Below are 17227 nucleotides of genomic sequence, written 5' to 3'. Positions count from 1 at the left end.
TATTGAATTCATCTATTGTATCATGAGTTTCTTCTATTATAATGGAATAAAGAAGAAAAGTGTTGTTTAAGCGAGCATTAATGGTGAAACGTATGTTCACGAAAAAAATTTAATAAAGTCATAAACTTACAGCTAAAGGCAAGTACGGCATGTAGTATAATGAAAATAGTTTGCTGAAAGTAGTGAAGGAAGGGCATTATTGGAGATTTCCATGATGCAATGAGTCATTTCGATAAAGGAGACCCATTTACCTCGTAATCTTATTTTATATGATATAGAAAAGGGATAGTTTTTTCTTTGCATTGTTACCACAGTCTTCAATTCATCATTTGAACATATTGGGTTTTAAACGCTGATTTTGGGTATAGTATTTTTAGGTACAAGCATTATTAATATTTTTATTGTTTAGTATGATTGCAGGGAAAGTTAGATCCGTCATGATTGGAACGCCTGTGATGGCTAAGCAATTAATATGGTTCAAGGTATCCTCTTTACATTTATCGGGATACAGATTGCCATTAGCATAACAGTAGGAGGAATTCACATGGCTATTTTACATATAACTTTTAGCTTAGCAACCCAGGGTTCCATGAAGCTTGCTATACGCCAACATCTTTTGCAACGTAATGAATCAGTTTTAAGTGTTCATGATGATTTCTCTTTTGGACCTCTTCACAGCTTAGAAGAGCGCATAGTATGGTTAAACACTCATATTTTGAAGGATAATGAAGAACAGCAATTATACGTAGATATGTATGAAAGCTGGAAGAAAAAAATGGCCGAACTGCCATGTGATGTGGATGTTTGGGTTTGGTATAGTCAAAATACACATGAACAGATTGGTCTACGCTATGTTATGAGTGAGTTTATTCATAAATGTAGCATGGTTTATGGGATTGACGTAACAGATGGACTGAAGCAAATTCAACCTCATCTCGATATTCGTCATACAGGAGAGCTTTCCTCAGAAATGCTGATGAAGCTTCGTCCTTACGCAAAACGATTTTCAGTTCAGGAATGTCAACAGCTTGCCAAGGAATGGGAAGACCTTAAAGAGCATTCAAGTCCACTCCGATTGTGGAAAGAGGGTATTGTACATGTCGAGGAAGATGCACTGGATACGCTCATCATTGCCAGTGTGAAGGATTTGCATGTACAATATAATGAAGAATGGCTTTTACTTATGCCTATAATCAGTACTATTAGTGTTGCCTTGGATGATTATATTAGTGATGAATTCATGATGAAACGAATAATGACTATGATTGAGCAAGGCTTCTTGCAGATAGAAGGAGATTTAACGGATTTTCATTCCTGTAGGGTGAAGTATATAGACGTATAATAAAAAGCGGTAGGCTGCATTGGGCAACCTACCGCTTTAGCTTTCCTGAGAGGGAGGAGCCATTTTCTTTTCATAAAAATCAAAGACAAATTGTTGGAATTGGCGTGCAGATGGGGACAAATAACGATTGTCAATCCAGGCCATGCCAATAATACGTTCACAAACCATATCCTCTACATGGATTTTGACGATTTTTTTCGGATTCAAATCCTCATCATCAGGAAGCAATGATACCCCGAGTCCTGCACCCACAAAACCTGCAATGGTAGAAACCTCATCACCTTCATAAGAGATTTTTGGCTTAATGCCCGCAGCATGTAACAAGCGATCAGCTGAGCGGCGGAGGGCATACCCTTTTTTCATAAGCACAAAGTTCTCATGTTCCAATTCTTTCATTTTTATGCTTTTGCGATGGGCAAGAGGATGGTCAATCGGAACCATAATAAATAACTCATCTCGCCATAGCTCCTTCCAGCTAACGGGAGGCTCTGTATCAATCGCTGCTAGTAAGCATAGGTCTAATTCGCCAGCAAGCAATTGCTTTAACTGAGAATGTGAGTAATTTTGTGTGAAATGAAAACGGATATGGGGGTGCTTCTGACGAAAAGCACGAATTAAGTCTGGTACAATACTAGTCCCAAGAGTGTGTAAAAAACCGAGTGACACATCCCCAAGCTCCGGATTATTAAGCTCTTGTAATTCTAATACTGCTTTCTCGTATTCTTTACGCATTCGTTGTACACGATATAAGAAAAGTTCACCATAGCGATTGAGCATTATGGAACGCCCCTGCCTATCAAAAAGCGGGACACCTAGTTCTTCCTCCAGCTTTGAAATTGAACGGCTTAACGCTGGCTGTGAAATTGCCAATGCCTCGGCAGCACGTGTCATATGTTCTAACTTTGCAACGGTTACAAAATATTCTAATTGTTGCCACTCCATTTTTTCACCTCTATTCTCGTAATTTTTAAGTTAACTGCATTATAACGGGAAACAAAGAGGAAGTATAGGTGGCAAAAACTTTTTAAACAGACGTTGCTTTTAATTAGAAGAATGGAAAAGTTAAGTAGCAGAAAGTGTGATAGTACAGGTGTTAAGTTGACATCATTCATGCATGGTAGACATTGATTTGATAAAAACTATAAATTGTACATTATGAATAAAGGGTGTTAAGATAGACACATAAAATACACAATTAATAATTTCCGTGAAGGGGATATCCTAAAATGAAGTTAACAAAGCCACAACCTCTAACAATTGAGGGAGGCAAAAAAGCCGTACTATTATTGCATGGATTCACAGGTAGCACAAAAGATGTGAAAAAGCTAGGAGAATTTTTATCTCAACGAGGTTATACCGTTCATGCACCGATTTATAGTGGGCACGGAGTAGAACCAGAAGCACTATTAGAAACGAAACCAGAAGACTGGTGGAACGATGTTGTAGAAGGATATAACTTCCTTCAAAGTAAAGGCTATGAAGAGATCGCAGTTGTTGGCATTTCACTTGGTGGTGTTTTCTCACTGAAGGTTGCAGAGACATTTCCAGTAAAAGCATGTGTAGCGATGTGTGCACCGATTACACGAGATAACTCAAAAGGCTTATTTACACGTTTGTACCACTATGCTCGTTTATATAAACATTTCGAAAATAAATCAAAAGATCAAATTATTTCAGAATTACATGAATTACGTATTTCTCCAAAAGATTCATTAGATGGTGTAACACGTTTAACGACTGAAACACGAGATGATTTATCAACGATTAAAGCTCCAACATTAGTACTACAAGGGTCATTGGATGATGAGCTTTATCAGGAAAGTGCACCTTTCATTTTAAATACTGTAGAAACTGATGACAAAGAAATCATTTGGTATGAAAATTCAGGTCATATAATTACGTTGGATAAAGAACGTGATAAAGTATATGAAGATGTTTATAAATTTTTAGATCATATTGAGTGGTCAGTTGCAAATTAAGGAGGGGCTGTCAGAGGACAGCTCTTTTTTTTATACTAAGTTTACTATATTCAAAAAAACTATTGTAATTATAATAAATGCTTGATAACATAATTGAATTGTAATGAAAAATCATTCGATTAAAATAATTTGCTATAGTTAAAAACTTCTAAGGAGCACATCAATTATGCAACAAAAAATACCTTTCTCAACCTATGCAGTCATCGGCACTATGTTATTCGGTCTGTATTTTGGAGCAGGGAACCTTATCTTTCCAATCCAATTAGGTCAACTAGCAGGGACCAATTTTTGGCTTGGGTTAATCGGATTTTTAGTCACGGCTATCGGTCTACCATTTTTAGGAATTTTAGCGATTGGCTTATCAGGTAGTAACGGTTTGCGCGATCTAGCGAGCCGTGTTCACCCCATCTTCGGTATTGTCTTTTCACTAGCCCTTTACTTAACAATTGGCCCGTTTTTTGCCATTCCACGTACTGCGACCGTACCATTTGTAGTGGGCTTTGAGCCTTATATTCAAGCACAGCATGTTACATTATTGCTGGCCGTGTTTAGCTTCATTTTTTTCGCCATCGTTTATTATTTTTCGTTAAATCCAGCGAAAATTATGGATTACATTGGTAAATATTTAACACCAGCCTTTTTAATTGTATTATTCATTTTAATTATTACGAGTATCGTAAAGCCAATGGGGGATTTCCAACAACCAATGGGCGATTATATAGATGCTGCCTTTATGACAGGCTTTAAAGAGGGCTATAATACGATGGATGCTTTAGCTTCCCTTGCTTTCGGGATTGTGGTCATTAATGCAATTAAAAGTGCAGGCATTTCCGATCGAAAGGAAATAGCGAAGGCGACATGGACGTCAGGTATATTTGCAATGGCCCTAATGATGCTTATTTATGGCCTGATTACGTATATGGGCGCTTCCAGTATTTCTGCGGTAGGTACCTTTGAGAATGGGGGATTAATTTTTTCCGCAGTGGCAGATCATTATTTCGGTTCGTTCGGTGCTATTTTATTAGCCGTTATCATTGTGCTCGCTTGTTTAAAGACAAGTATCGGCTTAATCACTTCATGTAGTGAATTCTTCCATGAAGTGTTTCCGAAAGTAAGCTATAAATGGTTTGTCTTTTTATTGTGTCTCGTATCCTTTGTCATTGCCAACTTCGGATTAAACAATATTATACAATTCGCCATCCCAGTGCTGATGTTCCTATATCCACTTGCGATTGTTTTAATTTTACTGGCTCTTAGCTCATCGTACTTTCACAATAAGCAAGCGGTGTATGCCATCGCAATGATTTTCACATTTTTCATTAGCGTAATTGACGGCTATAAAGCTTTAGTGGCAAGTATACCTGAAGCACAATTACGTGTATTGGATGCTGTAGAGAAGGCTTATTCATCAATCTTACCATTTTATGATATTGGGTTAGGGTGGATATTGCCAGCAATCATTGGAGCAATACTTGGAGCTCTAATTCCTTCTAAAAAAGTACTATAATAATAAAGAAGCACGCACAGAAAATGATAGCTGTGCGTGCTGTTTTACTATATTAGTAAGCTGTCCAGCCACCATCTACCGCAATAACTTGCCCGTTCACAAAGCTTGCTTCATCAGAGCCAAGGAAAATAGCTAATTGGGCAATTTCCTCAGGTTGACCAGCACGAGGATTAATCGATAAACCAAGTGATTGGCGTGCTGCACCTGTTTGACTCATATTTGTCATGGAAGAGGCGATATTCGTCATAACTGCCCCTGGTGCAATACCATTACAGCGAATATTTTTATCCGCATACATAAAGGCTGTATTTTTAGTTAATCCAACAACGGCATGTTTAGACGCAGTGTAAGCAGCTCCTGCTCGTGCACCATATAAGCCACCAGCGGAAATATTATTGACAAAGACACCATGTCCTTGGGCGAGGAAAATGTCTGTTGCCATACGCATGGAGCGCATCACGGCTGTTGTATTAACCGCAAATACTTTATCCCAACGTTCATCAGAAATTTCCCCGACTGGCTCCATACCATCCATGATACCGGCGTTATTGACTAAAATATCTAATTGACCAAAGTACCTTTTTGTTTCATCAAATAAACGTTGTAAGTCTTCTGTTGATGCGACATTTGTTTGAATGGCAAAAGCTGTACCCCCAGCCGCTTGAATGCCTTCCACCACAGCTTGGGCACCTTCTATATTTAAATCTGAAACGACAACCTTAGCACCCTCTTTTGCATAACCCTCTGCTATAGCTTTCCCCATACCTGAAGCTGCACCTGTGACTATGGCTACTTTACCTTCTAATCTCATCTCAAAGACCTCCTCATACTATTTTTTATAGATATTGAACATCTGTTCATTAAAATCATATAATAAATATGAAAGCGATTTCAATATGCAAAATATCTGGATGTGTTGAGTAATCAACACTTTTGGAAAAACTGTTTACTTAGGAGCTGAAAAAATGTCTACAACAGATTTACGAGTTATTAAAACAAAGCAAGCCTTACACTCAGCTTTATTGACACTGCTTAGTCAAAAGCCATTGGAGCAGATTTCTATTGCGGAAATATGTAGAGAGGCCAAGGTGAATAGGGGGACATTCTATTTGCATTACGAGCAAAAAGAAGGACTCTTTGAAGAATACTTTCAAGAGATTATGGAGGATTTATACCAGTCCTACGAAGAACCTTACCGTGCCGTGACAACATTGGATACACACCAACTAGATCCAGACACAATTCGTATTTTTCACCATATTGAACGCTTTAAAATGTTTTATCGAATTGTGTTTTCCAAAAACGTTCCATTAACGTATTATTACATGCTGTTTGATGGAATTTACTCATTGCTAAAGAGAGATATCACCCTGCATCACGAACATCAAATGACAGCATCGATTTCAATTGATTATTATAGCGCCTACCAAGCAAACGCGATTATCGGACTCATTATCCAATGGTACCGTGGCGACTTTAGCGACAGCGTGACCGTCTTAAATCAGCAGCTAGCTGCCATACTGAAAAATGTTCGAAATGGTGGGTAGAGCAGAAAGAGGTGAATAAAACGCAGAAAGTGATGGATCGAGCATGAAAAGAGGTGGATAAAATGCTCAAAAGGGATAGCCCCCACTCTGTCCATCACCGAAGGAACAGAGCCTAGGGGCTATAAAATACAACTAACTAGAACTCTTAGCAAGTGCGGGTTTTATTGCTACGGTCACTGTAGCGATTGTCAGAGTGACAAGTATGATGATACCTAAGGAGCTACTATTTTGTAGCAAATTATCGGCACTTCCTCCGAAAATAATAGTGTAATAGCCATCGGCACCGTAAGAAGCGGGTAGCATAGCAGCTATTTGCTTGTAACCTTCAGATAGCATGGTTTTTGGAACGAGCACTCCAGAGGTTACTAGTTGGAGGGATAGGGCACAAATATTGAAGACCATGCCGATATTTCCAAAAAGAATGACGAAAACCTGGGCTAGGCAAAGGAAAGCTAGGAACATCACAGATTGGAAGAGATAGATGGATAGAAAGCTTTCATTGCTCGAAATAGTAAATAGATGCATTAAACCGATTGTAAGGAATGGTAAAGTAAGAGCTACTCCAACATTGAGCAGCTGTCGTGCAAAGAACAATTGCCATTTTGAGAGAATACTTTGTACCTTTTGTGCGGCTTGCTGATGTTGCATAATCATCACCATTGCCCCTACAAAGGAGGATATAATGACCATAAGTGGGATAAAGTTTGCTGCAAACCCCTTCACATCATTCGTTTTAAGAATAGTAGCATCGACGGCGTGATCTTTAATTGACATCATGGTTGTATGGACAGATGCGTTTATTTGCTGGGAGGTATTTTGCTCAAAAGGAAGCTGTGCAAATTGTTGGGAAAAAACCTCGATTGCCTGATTTTGTTGTAATGGGTAGAGCATTCGGTTCATTTCTTCTGTTAATTGCTTAGCGACACTATCCATCATGTTTTTGGCCATACTAGCATTGGCCTGATTAATCGAATAGATGATTTCTGCTTTTTCTCCAGTCTGAAGTTGATTCGTAAAATTTGCGGGAATTTGCATAATCATATTAATTTGGCGTTCATTTAGGGCATGCTCTGCTTGCTTCAACGAGGAATATTTTTTTACCGTAAATGGAATGTTGTCCTCCATATCCTTTACAATTTGTTGTCCCATCCCCGTATCTTCCACAACGAAGCCTATCGATAATTCATCAGCTCGCTCATTGACACCGTCATAGGCTGTCATCCAAATTGTAAAGAAAATTAATTGGAAGGCAATCGCAGCAACAATGCCAATATATGTTTCACGAACGCTCAATAAAGTTTGTAAACCTTTCATTGTTAAACTACCCCTTTATAAAGTAAGTACTTACTTGCATTGGAAGGAAAAATTTTTTCTAGGAAACGAGTCCCCTAGAAAAAATAGCAACACTTGTCTGTAATAGTTCTTCGGTTGGTATGTCAGACACCATAGTACCAAGACGTGCACGTGACATAAAATGGCCAAAGTTAAGCGCAATAAGCGATAATGCGGCAGCTTCAAAATCAACCTCTCTTATCTTCCCTCGCTGTTGCATTTCTTGAAAGTACTGGCAGAGTTCCTTTTTGATCAAAAGAGGGATATTTGCAATTTCCTCACTGATTTCAGGAAACTGAATGGACTCCTTAAAGCCAATCATTACCAAATCTTTAATCGACATTAAGAATTCAAAATGCTTTAAAGAAAAGTTTAATAAATCCTTTTCTAATTCCCACGTAACATTTTGATGGATCTCCTGTTGTAAAAGAGGATAATACGAAAATTGTTCAACTATGGCTTTCAAGAGGCCACGCTTATTGCCAAAATGGCGGAAAAGTGTAACTTCATTGACGCCTGCTAATTCAGCAATCGTTTTCGTTGTTGCGGCAGTATAGCCCTTTTCGCTAATCAATTGTAGAGCAGCTTCGATGATTCGTTCTGCGGTTCCCTTTGTTGTCAAACATAAACTTCCTTTCATGCAAGTAATCACTTACATGCTAACACAGTGCATGCTTCTCTGCAACATAATAATCCATTTCAATGAAATAATCGTCAACAAGAATATTGACAACTATATCGACGACTGATATATTTTATTTGTATCGGCTGACGATATATTGGTGGACGATATAAAGGGGGATTGTATGACACAGGAGCATCCGCCGTTAACTGAAGGCGTATATTATATTTTATTAGCTTTATATGAGCCTAGACATGGTTATGGCATTATGCAATTAGTAGAGGAAATGAGCAGTGGGCGAGTACGCTTAGGCGCTGGTACCATTTATGGGGCCATTAAAACTTTGCTAGAACGAGGCTGGATTGAGGCGCTCGACGATGACGGTCGAAAGAAAGAATATGTAATAACAGAAACTGGAGAAAAGGTAGTTGAATACGAAATTTTAAGATTAAGGGAACTTTTTGACAATGGTATCCGTATAACGAGAGGAGCTGAATAATATGCATACATATCGATTAATGATTAATCCATATGCATTTGTCCTATTATTCTCATTCCCATTATATAGGCTTATACGTGTACGCAATCGATTGAAGAAAGAGCTAAATATATTTTCAGATTAGTGGACGTCCATTATTTTCTGGGAAATCAGAAAATAGTGAAAGAACTTCCTATAAGGGGTGAGAGGATGGAAAAAAGAATTTACCGTTTTTTTGTAGATTATGAAAAGGAAGAACGGTGGGTCAATGAAATGGCAGATCGGGGGTGGAATCTTAAAAAAGCAATTGTAGGTTTTTTTGTTTTTGAAAAAGGAACACCACAACAATATATTTATCGAAATGAATTTGTGAATAGGAAATCGAAGGATTATTTTGAGTTTCTAGAGATGATGAATATAGAATGTGTGTACAAATTCGGTGGTTGGGCATATTACCGAAAACCAAAGGCAGAGGGGCCATTTGAATTATTCTCAGATACTACCTCTAAAATTAGCTATATAAAATCGATGAATCGTATTTTTATCGTACTGTTGCTAGTCAATATAGTGGCTGGTCTTTATAATCTTTCGTTAGGAACGTGGGGGCCATCTTTAAAAGTAGTCAACACCAGTGTAGGGTGTTTAAATTTTATCGTATCCATAATGGTGTGTATCTCTATTTTAAAAAATGCAAACCGTAAAAAAAGATTGAAGGAAAATTTACATATATTCGAAGGGTAAGGAGGATGACAACATGACTTTACAGTTACAGCATGTCACGAAGAAGTATAAGGATTTTACGGCTGTAGATGGATTGGATTTTACAATTGAAAAAGGTGAAATCTTTGGTCTAATTGGCCAAAATGGTGCGGGGAAAACAACCACTTTCCGTATGATCTTAGATTTACAGGAGACAACAGCAGGTACAATTACATGGAATGGTCAGCCAGTTAATGCGATTAACCGAGATGTCCTAGGATATTTACCAGAGGAAAGAGGTATTTTCCCAACGATGAAAGTCGAGGAGCAGTTATACTTTTTTGGTGAGTTACGTGGGATGAAAAAGGCGGAGCTGAAAAAGGAAATTGATTTTTGGATTCAACGTTTTGAGCTGGAGGAAAAACGTAAAGATAAGGCTGAAACGCTATCAAAGGGAAACCAGCAAAAAGTACAGCTTATTGCCAGCTTTATCCATAAACCTGAATTTTTAATTTTAGATGAACCGTTTAGTGGATTGGACCCGGTTAATAAAGACTTATTAAAGGATGCCATTCTCCTTTTAAAGGAACAGGGTACAACCATTTTGTTCTCTAGTCACCAAATGGATAATGTTGAGGAACTTTGTGATCACTTATGCCTATTAAAAAGAGGTGTTTCGTTATTCTCTGGTAGTCTACTAGATTTAAAGAAGCAATATGGCAAAACAAAACTGGCCGTAAGAACAGATTGGTCAACCACACAGCTATTGGCGTTAGAAGGCGTCAAGGAAGTACGTGTAGAGAAGGAACAAACCGTTCTTACATTAGTGGATGAAAGCTATGCCCAAAGTATTTTTGAGCAGCTTTCCAATGGGAAGTATATCGAAAAATTCAGCTTGGATTATTTATCATTAGATGAAATCTTTAAAGATAAGGTAGGTGGCAATGTTGTCGAAGTTTAATTTATTAATGAAACAATTATATAAATCAAAAATAAAATCAAAATCCTTTATTTTAATGACATGTTTATATGTACTTGTAATGTCTGTAGCTGTTTTCTGGTCTGAAATTAAAGAGCTTTTTACAGGTGATGATGAAGCACAGCAAATTGCCATTATCAATGATACGTCCGCTGATTTAAGTGGTATCTTTGTTTCCAATGGGGACATGGCTTTTATCCAAGATGAAAAGGATATACCAGCACTTGAAAAAAAGGTAAAGGATGGCAAGCTAGATGCCATTGTGACAATTAAGGATCAAGGCGGTCAGCTACAAGCAGAAATTGCTACGTTTACACCATTGAAATTAAACGATCAATCGACATTGTCATCCTTATTGCAATATGCTGGTCAGCACTATGCGGTTCAGCAATTATCACTATCACCTGAACAGGCAGCACAAATTATGGCCGCACAAACGACGATTTCCACTAAAAACTTAAATGAGGAATCAACGGGTGGGAAAAGTGAAGAAGAAAAGCAATCAGGCTTAGTTGTTTCCTATGCAGTTGGGATTTTAATTTATTTCTTTATTTCTACATTCCTATCTATGATTACGACTGAAATTGCCTCTGAAAAAGGCTCGCGAGCAATGGAAATGCTTTTAGTAAGTGTCAAGCCAACTACTCATTTTAAAGCAAAAATTGCAGGTGTATTATTACTCGCTTTAACACAGATGGGTATTCTTGCAGCAGTATTCCTCATCTATGCTAAACTCGTAAAAGGCGGAATAGTTTGGGATATGGCGGCTGACATTGTCAAAGAGCTGTCAGTTGGTTACGTTATCTATGCCATTGTATTCTTATTGCTAACGGTTATCCTATATCTTATCATTGGCGCATTATTCGGCTCATTAGTATCGAAAGTTGAAGAAGCAGGTCAAGTATTAATGCCGGCCATGATTATTACGATAATCGGCTTCTATGTCATGCTAACAGGGATGGGTAATCCAGATACAATCATCATTAAAATATTCTCTTATATCCCGTTAACATCAGGAATGATTATGCCAATGAGGATAGGTGCTACTGATATCGGGGGTATAGTGCCATTGCTATCTCTAGGTATTTTAATCGCAACGATTATAGTCGTGTACCTATTTAGTTTATCGTTCTATAAACGCAGTGTACTGACATATAGCTCAGGCGGTGTCATTCAAAAAATAAAAACAGTATTAAAGGTAACAACTTAAGTGTTAAGCAGCTACACGATGATGTAGCTGCTTTTGGTCGTTCCATACCAATGATAGAAAACAATGTAAAGGAATTTGCGTAATCAGTCGAATTTTGTTTAGAAAGAAGCTATAATTTAAAAAAGAGCATGAAATTGGTTTTGTCTTTCTATCGTAATGAAACCTTTTTCCAAGGTAATCGTAAGTAAATTGTAGAGATAAATTGCAGGGGGTAAAACGTATGTCTGAATTCAACAATGATCTTTTAAAATCCAAGGACCCATTCGCTTCTGAAAATCCTTTATTACAGCCTAATCCACTTATGCAACAAGAGCCTGAACAAAAGCCGGTACTTGTTTCTGAGCAAGAGCTATCACAAATTGCGCAAAACCAGCTTATGCTAAAGAAAGATCCAGAGGTTCATGCACTTGCTCAACGCATTGATGTTAAAGATCAAATCGCCATGCTAGAGCTTGGTAAGGAAACAGCAAGTGGCATTTCTACTTTTTCAGATAAAATGCTGGCTACTATGAAGTCCAGCAAACTAGAAGAATCGAGTGTCCTATTAAATAATTTGAATAAAATTATGGATAAATTTGATCCTCAAGATTTTTCAGAGGAGAAAAAGGGTGGCTTCATCTCCAAGCTCTTTAATAAAGGAAAAGAGCAATTGGAAAGATTCCTATCTAAATATGACAGCATGAATAAGGAAGTAGATGTGATTTACCGTGAAATTCAAAAATATGAAGGTGAAATGAAGCGTAATACAATTGATCTTGAAAATCTATATGATCAAAATTTAAATTACTTCCAATCTTTAAGTAAATTTGTTGCTGCAATTGAAGTAAAGATAGAAGATGTTCGTTCAACATTACCAGCCCTTGAGCAAAAGGCTCAAACTGGCGATCAATTAGCAGCAATGGAATATGAAACAATGCTACGTGCAGTGGAATTATTAGAGCAACGTCGCTATGATTTAGAAATGGCGCAGCAAGTATCATTCCAATCCGCACCTCAAATACGTTTAATGCAACAAGGTAATAACCATTTAATTGCGAAAATTAACTCAGCCTTTGTGACGACAATCCCTATTTTCAAACAAGGTTTAATTCATGCAGTTACTTTAAAGCGTCAAAAGCTTATTTCCGATTCTATGAGTGAGCTAGATCGTCGTACGAATGAAATGCTCGTGCGTAATGCTGAAAACATTAGTAAAAACAGCGTGAATATTGCACGTGCTGCAGGCAGCCCAAGCATAAAAATTGAAACAATTGAAACAACATGGCAAACGATTATGACTGGTATTCAAGAAACAAAGCAAATTCAAGCTGAAACAGCCAGAAGTCGTGAAGAGGGTCGTAAACGTATTGAACGTTTGCAATTAGAATATGAAAAATTGAAAAAAATGTAATAATGGAAGCTTCTTGTAGAAAACGTTGCAAGAAGCTTTTTTATTTGTATGTGTTATATGTTCTTTGACAAAAAGTAAAATACTGATTATGATAAAATTAAATGAGAATGATTATCAAATAAAAAAGGAAGCGAACAGATGTTATACAAAGCTTTACGATTACATGAAATAATTCGTGGAGGAGTGAAATGATGACCAATAAAATAAGTTCCTCTACATTGTCGTATGAGCCTTTTGAAGATGGAACGCTTGCTCTTAGCGCAGCTGAAACTTTAATGCTTATTCCACAAAGCCGTTATTTAGAGTTATTGCAAAAAGAAAAAGTGTACAGTGCTAGACATACCGATTTAGATAAAAAGCAAAATGGAATAGAACAAGAATGCAAAATATTAAAAAAACAAAATGCAGCACTTACAGAGGACTTGCAAAAATCAAAGCAGCAAAACATAGTCCTTCAAAAAAAAGTAACGGAATATAATTGCGTGGTAGAGGAAATGCAGGTGCTACGACAACAAAATACGGAGCTACTAATTGAATTAAGTAAATATACGTCTTTGTCGAGGGAGTCACTAACAGGACCACTTAAGTCAATGATAAAAAATATGCGAGAGCAGGGGGTTGGCATAAAGGAAATTCATATACGCATCAAACGCCAAATCAATCCAGATATTAGCTATAGTACAGTGCGCAAATATATCTCCGAGCTAGAATCAGAGCAGAAGGATGGACGGTGATAGAAGTAGTTAAGAAATTTGGCATTTACAGTTGCCACTCAAAGCCCTATAATGAGTCTATTCTTTAACTAGTTTAACATTATGTGAGGTCGCTATTGATTTCACTAAGAGTAGGAGCGTTAGTGGCAATGTCAAATGAGAAAAAAGGGGTTTTGGCGGCATTTTTTGCCTATGCCTTTTGGGGTGCCTTTCCTCTCTATTGGAAACTACTTGAACATGTACCAAGTATGGAGATTTTATTATCCCGAGTGATTTGGTCGTTTGTCTTTACTGTACTGGCTGTCATCGTATTTCGAATGCGTAAAGACCTTATAGCGGACTTAAAATATTTATGGTCACATCAAAAGCATTTCTGGCAGCTTGCGGGTGCTTCCTTCGTCATTTCAATGAACTGGTACTTGTATATTTGGGCAGTTACCCATAACCATTTAATTGAAACAAGCTTAGGCTATTATATAAATCCGCTCTTGTCTGTTATTTTTGGAGTGATTTTCTTTAAAGAATCGCTAAGTCGCGCACAATGGGTAGCGACAGGAATTGCCTTTCTGGCCGTTATTATTTTAACGATTAATTATGGCTCTGTGCCATGGGTAGCACTGTTAATTGCGCTATCTTTTGCTATATACGGCGTATTGAAGAAGAAAATTACACTGGATGCTACAAGAGGATTAGCTATTGAAACATTATTGATCCTACCATTTGCCTTAGGCTATTATGTTTATCTATTTTCAACCCATCAAGCTTCGTTTTTACATGTTGACGTAAAAACAGATATTTTGATGATTTTCAGTGGTTTAGTAACAGCTGTACCACTCATCCTATTTGCAAAAGGTGCACAAAATATTCCATTATATTTATTGGGCTTTATCCAATACGTTTCACCAACCATTGTTTTGATTTTGGGTATTGTACTGTACAAAGAGCCATTTAGTCAGACAGAGCTTTTAGCATTTAGCATCATTTGGGCAGCATTATTACTATTCTCAGGTTCCAAGATTATAGAAACGAGAAAAGCCCATCATAAATCAGTAGACTTGTAGAATTTTCTACAAGTCTTTTTTCTTATTTGCACAATATTGAGCCGCACCTTTACAATTTAGTCAGCATATAGTAAGATGATGTCAATAATTAGATAACAATGATATAAAATGAGAGGTGCTTTTTGTGAGTGCGGTAGGTTCTAACTAGGTAAAAAATAAATGAAATAAATGATATGGCGACAGGGGATATATGTCATGAACAGACCCCTTATTTGGTCATGGATTTATTTCAAAACCTATGTAGATACCTACAATACTTTATCAAGCGGTGCATATATGGATGAAACTTCAGAAAATGAGGTTTTATTTGTAGTGCTATGAACACTCGCCTTTTGAAGATAGAGCTGTGGGGATTCCTCACAGCTTTTTTTATTTTGTTTAACACTTCATTGCTATCTAATATTGGGTAGGTATCTTCATGAATGATAAAAATCAGAATGAGGAGCATAAATAAATGAATTTTACTACTCTTGAGAAGTTACAATACCAAGAATTAAAAGATATCGTTAAATCCTATTGTGTAAGTGGGTTGGGGAAACAGTTATTAGATAAATTAATGCCCAGCTCAAACTTAGCAATTGTAAAAACTCGCTTGAATGAAACAACTGAGGCCCGTGTAATCGTAGATGCGGAGGGTCATGTACCATTTTTAGGTGTATCCAATATTGAGCATATCATGACCAAACTGGCAAAAGGGATGATCTTGGACCCCAGTGAGCTCATCAGCATGTCGGACTTTTTAAGAGGCTGTCGTAACATTAAAAAATTCATGTTAGATAAAGAATTTTTTGCGCCAGTTCTTTCATCTTACGCGAATTCAATGGCCGAATTTAAAAATGTGGAGGAAGAAATAAACTTTGCTATAAAAGCTAATCGTGTCGATTCAGCTGCTAGTCGAGAATTAAAGCGGATTCGTCATCATATCGAAACGACAGAGGAAAAAATAAAAGAACGCTTAACAAAATTCCTCAACAACAGTGCCAACAAAACGTATATACAGGAGTTCTTTATTAGTCAAAAGGATGATCGCTATACGATTCCAATTAAGGCTTCCTATAAAAATCATGTACAGGGGACGATAGTGGAAATCTCCTCAAAAGGGGCAACCGTTTTTATGGAGCCAAGTATTGTGGCTAAATTAAATGGAGAATTAGCTACTTTAAAGGCTGAAGAAGCGGTGGAGGAGTATCAGATATTAGCATCTTTATCAGGGCTTTTAATGGATCATCTTCACGCCCTCCATATAAATATGGAGTTGATTAGCCAATATGATATGGTCTTTGCTAAAGCAAAATTTAGTAAACAAATTGGTGGCATGGAGCCACGCTTAAATGATTATGGCTACATTCAAGTAATCAATGGCAGACATCCTTTATTACCAGGAAACGCTGTACCACTTCAATTTACGATAGGGAAAGATTACAGGAGCTTAATTATTACTGGACCAAATGCTGGTGGCAAGACGGTCGTGTTGAAAACAATTGGCTTATTAACATTGGCGACAATGTCAGGCTTTCATATTGTGGCAGATGAGGGTACTGAATTGGCTATATTCGATCATATCTTTGTTGATATAGGTGACAATCAAAGTATGGAAAATGCGTTAAGTACGTTTTCATCCCATATGAAAAATCTCTCCGACATTATGAGAGCATCCAACAATCATACACTATTAATATTGGATGAGATCGGCAGTGGTACTGAGCCGAATGAGGGTGCAGCACTGGCTATTGCGATTTTAGAAGAGTTCTATCAAATGGGCTGTATCACAGTAGCGACAACACATTACGGAGAAATTAAACGATTTTCAGAGATGCACCCAGACTTTATGAATGCGGCTATGCGATTTAATAGTGAAACATTAGAGCCTTTGTATCAGTTAATGATTGGCACGTCTGGAGAGAGTAATGCACTTTGGATTTCTAAAAAAATGAATGTCCGTGCAGAGGTTTTACAACGAGCGCAAGATTATATGAATCATAAGGATTATCAGCTGACTCGTGTGCAGGATAGTAAAATTCGAAAGCCGAAAGTAGAGAAAGCTGGCAGGGCAGCCATCATTGAATTTGCCAAGGGGGACCGAGTGAAATTATTGGATCATGATGATGTCGGGCTTGTTTATCAAGAAATGAATCAGTTCTATAATGTCACTGTGTACTATAAGGGTGAGATGCTAGAAGTTCATGTGAAACGACTTGCATTAGAGCTACCGGCAACCGAACTATACCCTGAAGGATATGATCTTGAGACTTTATTTGTCGACTATCAAGAACGTAAGCTTCAGCATGATATAGAGCGTGGTTCCAAAAAAGCATTGCGCAAAATTCATAAGCAAATAAAAGAAGATCATCAGCAGTAAGAACAAGGG

At 37.4% G+C, this 17227-nt stretch carries 17 protein-coding genes; 13 read left to right on the top strand and 4 right to left on the bottom strand.

Annotated elements, in window-relative coordinates:
• Positions 1–544: 544 nt before the first annotated feature.
• Complete coding sequence (locus tag AC3CH7_RS01950) at positions 545–1342, top strand: DUF1835 domain-containing protein (RefSeq protein ID WP_197224951.1); 798 nt, start codon at positions 545–547, stop codon at positions 1340–1342.
• Positions 1343–1378: 36 nt separating this feature from the next.
• Here AC3CH7_RS01950 and AC3CH7_RS01945 read toward each other — a convergent pair whose 3' ends face one another.
• Positions 1379–2284: a LysR family transcriptional regulator gene (locus tag AC3CH7_RS01945; protein ID WP_031419566.1), complete on the bottom strand. Its 906-nt coding sequence runs from the start codon at positions 2282–2284 to the stop codon at positions 1379–1381.
• A gap of 284 nt (positions 2285–2568) precedes the next feature.
• On the opposite strand from AC3CH7_RS01945, the gene AC3CH7_RS01940 reads away from it, so the two are divergent.
• The gene (locus AC3CH7_RS01940; RefSeq protein WP_031419567.1) at positions 2569–3321 is read left to right on the top strand and encodes an alpha/beta hydrolase; all 753 of its coding nucleotides are present in this window, start codon (positions 2569–2571) and stop codon (positions 3319–3321) included.
• Positions 3322–3487: 166 nt separating this feature from the next.
• Positions 3488–4828, top strand: coding sequence for a branched-chain amino acid transport system II carrier protein (gene brnQ, locus AC3CH7_RS01935; protein WP_488381536.1), 1341 nt, complete (start codon positions 3488–3490; stop codon positions 4826–4828).
• 52 nt (positions 4829–4880) lie between these two features.
• Here the strand turns inward: brnQ and AC3CH7_RS01930 are convergent, their stop codons facing one another.
• Positions 4881–5639, bottom strand: coding sequence for an SDR family oxidoreductase (locus AC3CH7_RS01930; RefSeq protein WP_031419571.1), 759 nt, complete (start codon positions 5637–5639; stop codon positions 4881–4883).
• Positions 5640–5793: 154 nt separating this feature from the next.
• Here AC3CH7_RS01930 and AC3CH7_RS01925 point away from each other — a divergent pair, with 154 nt between their 5' ends.
• Positions 5794–6375: a TetR/AcrR family transcriptional regulator gene (locus AC3CH7_RS01925; RefSeq protein WP_012293893.1), complete on the top strand. Its 582-nt coding sequence runs from the start codon at positions 5794–5796 to the stop codon at positions 6373–6375.
• Positions 6376–6507: 132 nt separating this feature from the next.
• Here the strand turns inward: AC3CH7_RS01925 and AC3CH7_RS01920 are convergent, their stop codons facing one another.
• Both AC3CH7_RS01920 and AC3CH7_RS01915 read right to left on the bottom strand, forming a co-directional pair.
• The gene (locus tag AC3CH7_RS01920; protein ID WP_099805969.1) at positions 6508–7689 is read right to left on the bottom strand and encodes a YhgE/Pip domain-containing protein; all 1182 of its coding nucleotides are present in this window, start codon (positions 7687–7689) and stop codon (positions 6508–6510) included.
• 58 nt (positions 7690–7747) lie between these two features.
• Positions 7748–8347: a TetR/AcrR family transcriptional regulator gene (locus AC3CH7_RS01915; RefSeq protein ID WP_012293895.1), complete on the bottom strand. Its 600-nt coding sequence runs from the start codon at positions 8345–8347 to the stop codon at positions 7748–7750.
• Between the two features lie 166 nt (positions 8348–8513).
• Between AC3CH7_RS01915 and AC3CH7_RS01910 the strand changes: the two genes are divergently transcribed.
• From AC3CH7_RS01910 to AC3CH7_RS01870, 9 genes are all read left to right on the top strand, one after another.
• On the top strand, positions 8514–8828 hold the full coding sequence (locus AC3CH7_RS01910; protein ID WP_031419577.1) for a PadR family transcriptional regulator: 315 nt from the start codon (positions 8514–8516) through the stop codon (positions 8826–8828).
• A gap of 1 nt (position 8829) precedes the next feature.
• Positions 8830–8952, top strand: coding sequence for a hypothetical protein (locus AC3CH7_RS01905; protein WP_012293897.1), 123 nt, complete (start codon positions 8830–8832; stop codon positions 8950–8952).
• A gap of 65 nt (positions 8953–9017) precedes the next feature.
• A complete protein-coding gene (locus AC3CH7_RS01900) occupies positions 9018–9548 on the top strand; it encodes a DUF2812 domain-containing protein (RefSeq protein WP_099805968.1) in 531 nt (176 codons plus the stop codon).
• Between the two features lie 13 nt (positions 9549–9561).
• Positions 9562–10467 (top strand): ABC transporter ATP-binding protein, encoded by a 906-nt coding sequence (locus AC3CH7_RS01895; protein WP_036161280.1) that lies wholly within the window; start codon positions 9562–9564, stop codon positions 10465–10467.
• Positions 10451–11695 (top strand): ABC transporter permease, encoded by a 1245-nt coding sequence (locus tag AC3CH7_RS01890; protein ID WP_031419581.1) that lies wholly within the window; start codon positions 10451–10453, stop codon positions 11693–11695. Before AC3CH7_RS01895 ends, AC3CH7_RS01890 begins: the two co-directional genes overlap by 17 nt.
• Before the next feature lie 220 nt (positions 11696–11915).
• Positions 11916–13085 (top strand): toxic anion resistance protein, encoded by a 1170-nt coding sequence (locus AC3CH7_RS01885; protein ID WP_036161284.1) that lies wholly within the window; start codon positions 11916–11918, stop codon positions 13083–13085.
• A 188-nt stretch (positions 13086–13273) separates the two neighbouring features.
• Complete coding sequence (locus AC3CH7_RS01880) at positions 13274–13819, top strand: hypothetical protein (RefSeq protein WP_012293903.1); 546 nt, start codon at positions 13274–13276, stop codon at positions 13817–13819.
• A gap of 128 nt (positions 13820–13947) precedes the next feature.
• On the top strand, positions 13948–14859 hold the full coding sequence (gene rarD / locus AC3CH7_RS01875; protein WP_036161285.1) for an EamA family transporter RarD: 912 nt from the start codon (positions 13948–13950) through the stop codon (positions 14857–14859).
• Between the two features lie 454 nt (positions 14860–15313).
• A complete protein-coding gene (locus AC3CH7_RS01870) occupies positions 15314–17218 on the top strand; it encodes an endonuclease MutS2 (RefSeq protein ID WP_036167905.1) in 1905 nt (634 codons plus the stop codon).
• The last annotated feature ends 9 nt before the right edge of the window (positions 17219–17227 follow it).

The sequence above is a fragment of the Lysinibacillus sp. F12 genome, from assembly GCF_057773605.1.
This window is presented reverse-complemented; position numbering and strand designations above follow the sequence as displayed.

Excerpts from the sequence above, each read along its gene's own strand:
- AC3CH7_RS01950 (WP_197224951.1), top strand. The coding sequence starts at position 545 with ATGGCTATTTTACATATAACTTTTAGCTTAGCAACCCAGGGTTCCATG.
- AC3CH7_RS01945 (WP_031419566.1), bottom strand. The coding sequence starts at position 2,284 with ATGGAGTGGCAACAATTAGAATATTTTGTAACCGTTGCAAAGTTAGAA.
- AC3CH7_RS01940 (WP_031419567.1), top strand. The coding sequence starts at position 2,569 with ATGAAGTTAACAAAGCCACAACCTCTAACAATTGAGGGAGGCAAAAAA.
- brnQ (WP_488381536.1), top strand. The coding sequence starts at position 3,488 with ATGCAACAAAAAATACCTTTCTCAACCTATGCAGTCATCGGCACTATG.
- AC3CH7_RS01930 (WP_031419571.1), bottom strand. The coding sequence starts at position 5,639 with ATGAGATTAGAAGGTAAAGTAGCCATAGTCACAGGTGCAGCTTCAGGT.
- AC3CH7_RS01925 (WP_012293893.1), top strand. The coding sequence starts at position 5,794 with ATGTCTACAACAGATTTACGAGTTATTAAAACAAAGCAAGCCTTACAC.
- AC3CH7_RS01920 (WP_099805969.1), bottom strand. The coding sequence starts at position 7,689 with ATGAAAGGTTTACAAACTTTATTGAGCGTTCGTGAAACATATATTGGC.
- AC3CH7_RS01915 (WP_012293895.1), bottom strand. The coding sequence starts at position 8,347 with ATGAAAGGAAGTTTATGTTTGACAACAAAGGGAACCGCAGAACGAATC.
- AC3CH7_RS01910 (WP_031419577.1), top strand. The coding sequence starts at position 8,514 with ATGACACAGGAGCATCCGCCGTTAACTGAAGGCGTATATTATATTTTA.
- AC3CH7_RS01905 (WP_012293897.1), top strand. The coding sequence starts at position 8,830 with ATGCATACATATCGATTAATGATTAATCCATATGCATTTGTCCTATTA.
- AC3CH7_RS01900 (WP_099805968.1), top strand. The coding sequence starts at position 9,018 with ATGGAAAAAAGAATTTACCGTTTTTTTGTAGATTATGAAAAGGAAGAA.
- AC3CH7_RS01895 (WP_036161280.1), top strand. The coding sequence starts at position 9,562 with ATGACTTTACAGTTACAGCATGTCACGAAGAAGTATAAGGATTTTACG.
- AC3CH7_RS01890 (WP_031419581.1), top strand. The coding sequence starts at position 10,451 with ATGTTGTCGAAGTTTAATTTATTAATGAAACAATTATATAAATCAAAA.
- AC3CH7_RS01885 (WP_036161284.1), top strand. The coding sequence starts at position 11,916 with ATGTCTGAATTCAACAATGATCTTTTAAAATCCAAGGACCCATTCGCT.
- AC3CH7_RS01880 (WP_012293903.1), top strand. The coding sequence starts at position 13,274 with ATGATGACCAATAAAATAAGTTCCTCTACATTGTCGTATGAGCCTTTT.
- rarD (WP_036161285.1), top strand. The coding sequence starts at position 13,948 with ATGTCAAATGAGAAAAAAGGGGTTTTGGCGGCATTTTTTGCCTATGCC.
- AC3CH7_RS01870 (WP_036167905.1), top strand. The coding sequence starts at position 15,314 with ATGAATTTTACTACTCTTGAGAAGTTACAATACCAAGAATTAAAAGAT.